The sequence below is a fragment of the Agreia sp. Leaf244 genome, from assembly GCF_001422695.1.
Taxonomy (GTDB): domain Bacteria; phylum Actinomycetota; class Actinomycetes; order Actinomycetales; family Microbacteriaceae; genus Agreia.
On sequence record NZ_LMLX01000005.1, the window covers coordinates 536,848 to 543,049 of the forward strand.

The window sequence follows — 6,202 nt, forward strand, 5'->3', positions numbered from 1 at the left end:
TTTACACCGTGATGCACTGAGCTATCTCATCGCGCCGAGTTCTCTGAGCGCGTGGCCAGTCGCCTGCAGCGCTTCGATATTGTTCCGCGGCTCCCAGCCGAGAATGGTTCGGGCCTTGGCGTTGGACACACGGCGCACCTTGCCGAGCTCGCCCACCATTCCTGCCATTCCGGGGTCGGTCTTTGCGGCTTCCTTCACCACCTCATCGGGCAGAACGGGCAGCTGCACGGGCTCACGGCCGAAAGCGGCGCGCAGCTCCGCCGCCACCTCTTGGAAAGAGAGCGGCTCACCCGTCGAGGCCAGGAACCGCTCCCCTGCTGCCGCAGGGTTCGTCATCGCACGCAAATGCAGGTCTGCGGCGTCTCGGACGTCGACCACGGTCGTTGCGAGTCGCGGAACAGCCGGCATGGCGGTGATCATCTGGTGAGCCAATCCGATCGATGCCGACAGGTCGACGGTGAGGGGTGGGCCGAAGATCCCGACGGGATTGATCACCGCGAGCTCGAGCTCGCCACCCTCGGCCGCCATGAAGTCCCATGCGGCTCGCTCCGCAACGGCTTTCGAACGGATGTAGGCGCTCAGCGGCGCGTCCACATTGGTCCACGAGCGCTCATCGAACTCGTCGTCGGTCGGTGGGTGCCCGTAGCCGACCGCAGCGAACGACGACGTCATCACCACTCGCTCGACGCCGGCGTCACGGGATGCGCGCAACACCCGCACTGCACCCTCGCGGGCCGGGCGGATCACGTCGTCATCGCTGTCCGGCATCGCCGGCGGGAACGGCGATGCCACGTGCACCACATAGCGGCTGCCAGCGACCGCGTCGGACCAGCCCGCGTCCTTCGACAGCTCGGCACGCACGAGGGCGAGGTCGACGTCCCGGGCTACACCCGCGCTGGCCAGGGCGCCGCGGAGCTCACCTTCACGTTCGAGGTCGCGCACGGTGGTGCGTACCCTGTAGCCGGATGCGAGCAGCTGGGCGATGACATGAGTACCGAGGAAGCCGGTACCTCCGGTAACGAGCACGAGGTCGTTGTTCATTGCACTATCCATTTCTTGGCCACGTGAGGCCCTTCTTTGATTGCCGGATGACTACTCGAAAGTGAGCACGATCTTGTCGTGCGTCTCCCCCGACTCGAGGAGCCTGTGCGCTTCGGCAGTGTCGCGGATCGGCAGGCTCCGGCGTTCTTTGAGACGCAGCTCGCCGCTGGCGAGCAAGGGCATCGCGATCGCCAGCGCATCCGGTGCCCGGTCGGCACTCGGCACCGACATGCGTGCACCAGAGGACGCGACGTCGGGACCTCCGGTGAGTGTCACCACCCTGCTGGGATCGCCGGTCGCCACGACAGCCTCGACCAGTCCCCCGCGCCCGGCCGCATCGATGATCTTGTCGATGGGCGTCGCGATCCGGTCGAAGACTCGATCTCCGTACGCAACGAACTCGGCCCCGAATCCGCCGACGAGCGCGGCATCCCGATCACTCGCCACCCCGATGACGCGGATACCTCGCGCATGCGCGAGTTGGACGACGACAGATCCGACCGACCCCGCAGCACCGAGGACCACGAGGGTCTCCCCCGACTCCGCGCCGCTTTGGCGAAGTGCCCCGACGGCCGCCTCGGCGGCTGCCGGCAGAACGGCCGCCGCTTCCCACGTCACTGCCGCGGGCTTCGGGTGCCACACGCTGGCGGTGACGAGCTCGCCATACCCACCTTGGGCGAGGAGAAGCGCAGCAACCTCGTCACCAACGTTGGCGTCAGCCCCCTCTCCGACCGCCTCGATGACACCGGCCGCCTCGAAACCCAACACGTCGCCCGGCCGCTGCGGGAACACTGCCGCGAGGTGGCCTGCCCGAATGTGCAGGTCGGTCGGCCCCACACCCGCGGCCCTGACGCGGATGAGCACCTCCCCCTGCTGCGGCGCCGGGGGCCGCACTTCACGCCACTGCAGCACCTCGGGGCCCCCGAACTCAGTGATCACGATCGCGTTGGACATCTACTGCCTCCCTAATTTTCGACGTGACTGTGGTTTCTCGAAATCGCTGCGGCCATCACGCGATCAACCGCCGACACAGCCGCTGGAGCACGTTCACCAGTTCCTCGTCGGGCAAGTGATCCAGAGTGCGCATGACGGGTTTCAGGTCCTGCATGACTGCGAGGCCAGCCAACTGATCGACGCTGGGGTGCAGGCCGAAAAACGCCATCGCTGCCCTGGCCGTGAACGCTTCGAGGCGCGCGGCCACCCCGTGTACCGAACGCACCGCAGGGTCGGCAAAATCCACCGGGGCGACCGTGCGGTACGCCCTGACGACCTCTTCGGTGAAGCCGACGATGAGCAGCTCTCGGCGCGCCTCGACGGAAGCCTCCGATTCGGCAGCGGCGAGCAGTGCATCGAGACCGCTCACCCGCTCGTCCAGAAGGGCGTCGAGGATCGCGGTCTTGGTCTTGAAGTAGTAGTAGACGTTCGCCTTGCGCACTCCCGTCGCGTCAGCGATGTCTTGCAACGACGTGGCAGCGAAACCTTGCTCAGCGAACAGCGCCCTCGCGGCATCCAGCGCGGACTGCCTTGTTCGCGCGGCCTGCTCTGCTCTCGTCATGGGACCCATATTACATTTCGTTAGCCAATTGGCCAACGAATTTGCATTCGGTCATTGCGATCAGGGAACGGGCCTCTATACACGGCTCCGTGCGCTGCGGCAGGATGTCGGCATGGAGCGAGTTCTCGGAATCGGCGGAGTCTTCCTGCGTTCGTCGGACCCCGACGCCCTGTCGGCCTGGTACCGCGACAATCTCGGAATCGGCACCGATCCTTCGGACCCGTGGCAGCAGCAGGCCGGCGCGACCATTTTCGCGACGTTCGACCGCGCGAGCGACTATTTCGGATCGCTCTCGCAGCAGGTGATGCTGAACTTCCGCGTCGCCGACCTCGACGCGATGCTCGAGCAGCTCCGCTCAGCGGGCGCCGAGGTCGACCCGCGCACCGAGACGATGGACGGAGTAGGTCGCTTCGGCTGGGTCGTCGATCCCGACGGCAATCGCATCGAGCTGTGGCAGGAGGCCTGACCTCTCCCCCGCACCTCACAGTCGGCAGTCGCTGTATTACACAGAGTGACTAAGACTCGCCGAAACCCGACTCCACGAGCTCGGCCAGCGCATCCACAGCGGCCCTGCCGTCGGGGCTCGGCGTCGACAGCTCGACCGATCGGCCCTTCACGAGCCCCATCGACATGATCCCCAGCAGACTTCGCGCATCCGCCCCGTTGACCGTGACCGGAACCCCGAGCGAATTCGCCAGCTTCACGAACTCGGCGGCCGGCCGGGCGTGAAGCCCGTCGGTGTTCACGATGGTCACGCTGCGGGAGTACCCCGACGTCGACTCGTCGGCCACCGGATGCGGGTCGTCCGCTGAGAACGCGCCGATCGCAGACCGGGCGGCGGCCACCACCGCGGCGAGGTCGGCGCCCGACTCGGCCTCGACGGATGCGGCGACTGCTCCCTCGACGAGCGGGGCATCCACGATCACCACGCGATCGCGCACGTCGTCGTCGAGGAAGTCCCTCGCCGTCTCGGCCGTGAGGATGGCCGACCCCAGATCGCACAGCACGACGACGCCCGCTCCCGAGTCGACAGAAGAGATGGCCTGCCCGACTCGCTCGAAGCTCGTGCCTATTCCGCCCTCGTCGGTGCCTCCGGCGGCTGCCATCGCGGTGCTCCCCGCCATCTGCTGCGCGAGCTCGACCAGCCCCTCCGCGATCTTCGAACTGTGCGAGACGAAGACCAGCCCGACCCGTGCTGCAGTCGCCCCCATATCAGGAGTCCGTCGCCGTGTCGGCGGCGGAACGGAGCAGCAGGGCCGAGGACTGCGCACCGGGATCGCGATGCCCGATGGCCCTCTCCCCCAGGTAGCTCGCCCGACCCTTGTGTGCGACGAGCGGCTCCGTGGCGCGGGCGCCGGCCTCCGCGGCCGTCGCGGCGGCGTCGAGGATCCCGGCTTCGTCCGAGCCGTTCGACAGGGCGGCCGCGGCCGCGTCGACGGCGGGCGTCCAGGCATCCACCATCGTCTTGTCGCCCGGGGCGGCCTTGCCTCGCAGAACCACACCGTCACGGGCGGCCGTGAGCAGCGCCACGATGGCCGCACCGTCGAGCTCGGCCTGACCTGCGATCGCGCCCGCCGCCTTCAGATACGCGGTTCCGTACAGCGGGCCCGCCGCGCCACCGACGGTCGAGATGAGCGTCGTCGCGACGAGCTTGAGTGCATCGGCCGGGGTGGCATCGTCTGCGAGATCGTCGAGCTTCGGCAGAACGGCCGAGAAACCCCGATCGAGATTCTCGCCGTGGTCGCCGTCGCCGATGTCGCGGTCGAGCGTGATGAGTTCGACCCGGTGCTCGGAGACGACGGCGGCACTCGCCCTGATCCACCGAACGGCCCATGCCGTGTCCAATGTCATGTCGTCTACCTTCCCCACCGCAGTGCGGCGGTCTGCACGGGCGCGTCCCAGAGCTGCTCGAGCTCATCGTCGAGCCTCATGACCGTGATGCTCATGCCCTGCATCTCGAGCGATGTCACGAAGTTGCCGACGAGTGTGCGCGAGACGGTGATGCCGCGCTCGGCCAGCGCTTCGGCGGCGCGACGGAAGACGATGTAGAGCTCCACCTGCGGCGTTCCGCCCAGGCCGTTGACGAAGAGCAGGACCCGGTCGCCAGACGCGAAGGGAAGGTCGTCGACGATCGGGGCGAGGATCCTGTCGACGATCGCGTCTGCGGGCTCGATCTTGATGCGCTCCCGCCCGGGCTCGCCGTGGATGCCGATGCCGATCTCGATCTCGTCGTCGGCCAGCGTGAAGCTCGGCTCCCCCGCGTGCGGGACGACGCACGGGGTGAGGGCGACTCCCATCGACCTCGTGACGGAGTTGACCCGGGTCGCGATCGCGGCGACCGAGGCGAGGTCGTCGCCCCGCTCCGCAGCGGCGCCCGCGATCTTCTCGACGAGGACCGTGCCCGCGACACCGCGACGCCCCGCCGTGTACAGCGAATCCTTGACCGCGACGTCGTCGTCGACGATCACAGTCTGCACGTCGATGCCATCCGCTAAGGCGAGGTCTGCTGCCGTCTCGAAGTTGAGCACGTCGCCGGTGTAGTTCTTGACGATGTGGAGCACCCCTGCTCCCCCGTCGACGGCCTTCGTGGCCGCGAGGATGGGATCGGGAGTCGGCGAGGTGAACACGGGGCCGGGAACGGCGGCGTCGAGCATTCCGAAGCCGACGAAACCGCCGTGCAGCGGCTCGTGCCCGCTTCCGCCGCCGCTGACAAGGGCGACCTTGCCCTTGTGCGGCGCATCCTTGCGGGCGATGAAGATGGGATCGTGAGAGACGGTGACCAGGTCGCCGTGAGCGGCCTCGAATCCGGCGACGGCTTCTTCGACCACGCGACGCGGATCGTTGATGAGTTTCTTCATGAGTGGCAATCCTCTTTGATGGTGCCGTGCGACCTGGGCCTGGAACGGCTCAGGGAGCCGCGCGGGAGCGCAGCTCGCACTGCCAAATCTACTTGTTCGCTCGAGTTCGACGGAAGTGCCTCGACTTTTGCCTCAGACCATATGCGCCGCAGATTCCTGCGGATATGGTGTAGTCACCCGCTTGATGTGGGGTTCCGCACAACGTGACATAGGCGTCACACGAAGGAAGGTCGACGTGGACAATCTCGGTGTTGTATTTCTCTCTGAACTGGTAGGCACGGCCCTGCTCGTTCTTCTCGGCTGCGGTGTCGTCGCGAACGTCGCTCTCGTGAAGAACAAGGGTTTCAATGGCGGCTTCCTGATGGTGAACATCGGGTGGGGCTTCGCCGTGTTCTCCGGTGTGATCGTGTCGGCGAACGTCGCTCTCGTGAAGAACAAGGGTTTCAATGGCGGCTTCCTGATGGTGAACATCGGGTGGGGCTTCGCCGTGTTCTCCGGTGTGATCGTGTCGTACAACAGTGGTGCGCACCTGAACCCGGCCGTGACCCTGGGTCTGGTCGCGAATGGCGCGACCGAGTTCGGTTCCGGTGTACCCGTGAACATCGYGTCGATCCTCACCTACATCGCAGCKCAGCTGCTGGGTGCGATCATCGGTGCCGTGTTCGTGTGGCTCGCGTACAAGCAGCACTTCGACGAGGAACCCGACGCGGCGAACAAGCTCGGCGTGTTCTCSACGGGACCGGCGATT

The 6,202-nt window shown here is 66.8% G+C and carries 8 protein-coding genes; 2 read left to right on the forward strand and 6 right to left on the reverse strand.

Going from position 1 to position 6,202, the window contains the following annotated elements; translation table 11 throughout:
* Positions 1–21: 21 nt before the first annotated feature.
* Genes ASF06_RS16805 through ASF06_RS16815 form a run of 3 tightly spaced genes read right to left on the reverse strand, consistent with a single transcriptional unit; the run spans position 22 to position 2,596 of the window.
* Positions 22–1,041: an SDR family oxidoreductase gene (locus ASF06_RS16805; protein WP_055949599.1), complete on the reverse strand. Its 1,020-nt coding sequence runs from the start codon at positions 1,039–1,041 to the stop codon at positions 22–24.
* Between the two features lie 51 nt (positions 1,042–1,092).
* Complete coding sequence (locus ASF06_RS16810) at positions 1,093–1,995, reverse strand: NADP-dependent oxidoreductase (protein WP_055949602.1); 903 nt, start codon at positions 1,993–1,995, stop codon at positions 1,093–1,095.
* 55 nt (positions 1,996–2,050) lie between these two features.
* Complete coding sequence (locus ASF06_RS16815) at positions 2,051–2,596, reverse strand: TetR family transcriptional regulator (protein ID WP_162237721.1); 546 nt, start codon at positions 2,594–2,596, stop codon at positions 2,051–2,053.
* 112 nt (positions 2,597–2,708) lie between these two features.
* Between ASF06_RS16815 and ASF06_RS16820 the strand changes: the two genes are divergently transcribed.
* Positions 2,709–3,062: a VOC family protein gene (locus ASF06_RS16820; protein ID WP_055949608.1), complete on the forward strand. Its 354-nt coding sequence runs from the start codon at positions 2,709–2,711 to the stop codon at positions 3,060–3,062.
* A 49-nt stretch (positions 3,063–3,111) separates the two neighbouring features.
* On the opposite strand, the gene dhaM is transcribed toward ASF06_RS16820, so the two are convergent.
* Genes dhaM through dhaK form a run of 3 tightly spaced genes read right to left on the reverse strand, consistent with a single transcriptional unit; the run spans position 3,112 to position 5,454 of the window.
* Entirely contained in the window at positions 3,112–3,807 is a 696-nt protein-coding gene (gene dhaM / locus ASF06_RS16825; protein WP_055949610.1) for a dihydroxyacetone kinase phosphoryl donor subunit DhaM, read from the reverse strand.
* Between the two features lies 1 nt (position 3,808).
* Entirely contained in the window at positions 3,809–4,447 is a 639-nt protein-coding gene (dhaL, locus tag ASF06_RS16830) for a dihydroxyacetone kinase subunit DhaL (RefSeq protein ID WP_055949613.1), read from the reverse strand.
* A gap of 5 nt (positions 4,448–4,452) precedes the next feature.
* Positions 4,453–5,454: a dihydroxyacetone kinase subunit DhaK gene (dhaK, locus tag ASF06_RS16835; protein WP_055949615.1), complete on the reverse strand. Its 1,002-nt coding sequence runs from the start codon at positions 5,452–5,454 to the stop codon at positions 4,453–4,455.
* Between the two features lie 184 nt (positions 5,455–5,638).
* Between dhaK and ASF06_RS16840 the strand changes: the two genes are divergently transcribed.
* Positions 5,639–6,202, forward strand: a 564-nt coding sequence (locus ASF06_RS16840) for an MIP/aquaporin family protein (protein ID WP_200920399.1), incomplete at its 3' end; no start/stop codon positions are given.

Excerpts from the sequence above, each read along its gene's own strand:
- ASF06_RS16805 (WP_055949599.1), bottom strand. The coding sequence starts at position 1,041 with ATGAACAACGACCTCGTGCTCGTTACCGGAGGTACCGGCTTCCTCGGT.
- ASF06_RS16810 (WP_055949602.1), bottom strand. The coding sequence starts at position 1,995 with ATGTCCAACGCGATCGTGATCACTGAGTTCGGGGGCCCCGAGGTGCTG.
- dhaM (WP_055949610.1), bottom strand. The coding sequence starts at position 3,807 with ATGGGGGCGACTGCAGCACGGGTCGGGCTGGTCTTCGTCTCGCACAGT.
- ASF06_RS16815 (WP_162237721.1), bottom strand. The coding sequence starts at position 2,596 with ATGACGAGAGCAGAGCAGGCCGCGCGAACAAGGCAGTCCGCGCTGGAT.
- ASF06_RS16820 (WP_055949608.1), top strand. The coding sequence starts at position 2,709 with ATGGAGCGAGTTCTCGGAATCGGCGGAGTCTTCCTGCGTTCGTCGGAC.
- dhaK (WP_055949615.1), bottom strand. The coding sequence starts at position 5,454 with ATGAAGAAACTCATCAACGATCCGCGTCGCGTGGTCGAAGAAGCCGTC.
- dhaL (WP_055949613.1), bottom strand. The coding sequence starts at position 4,447 with ATGACATTGGACACGGCATGGGCCGTTCGGTGGATCAGGGCGAGTGCC.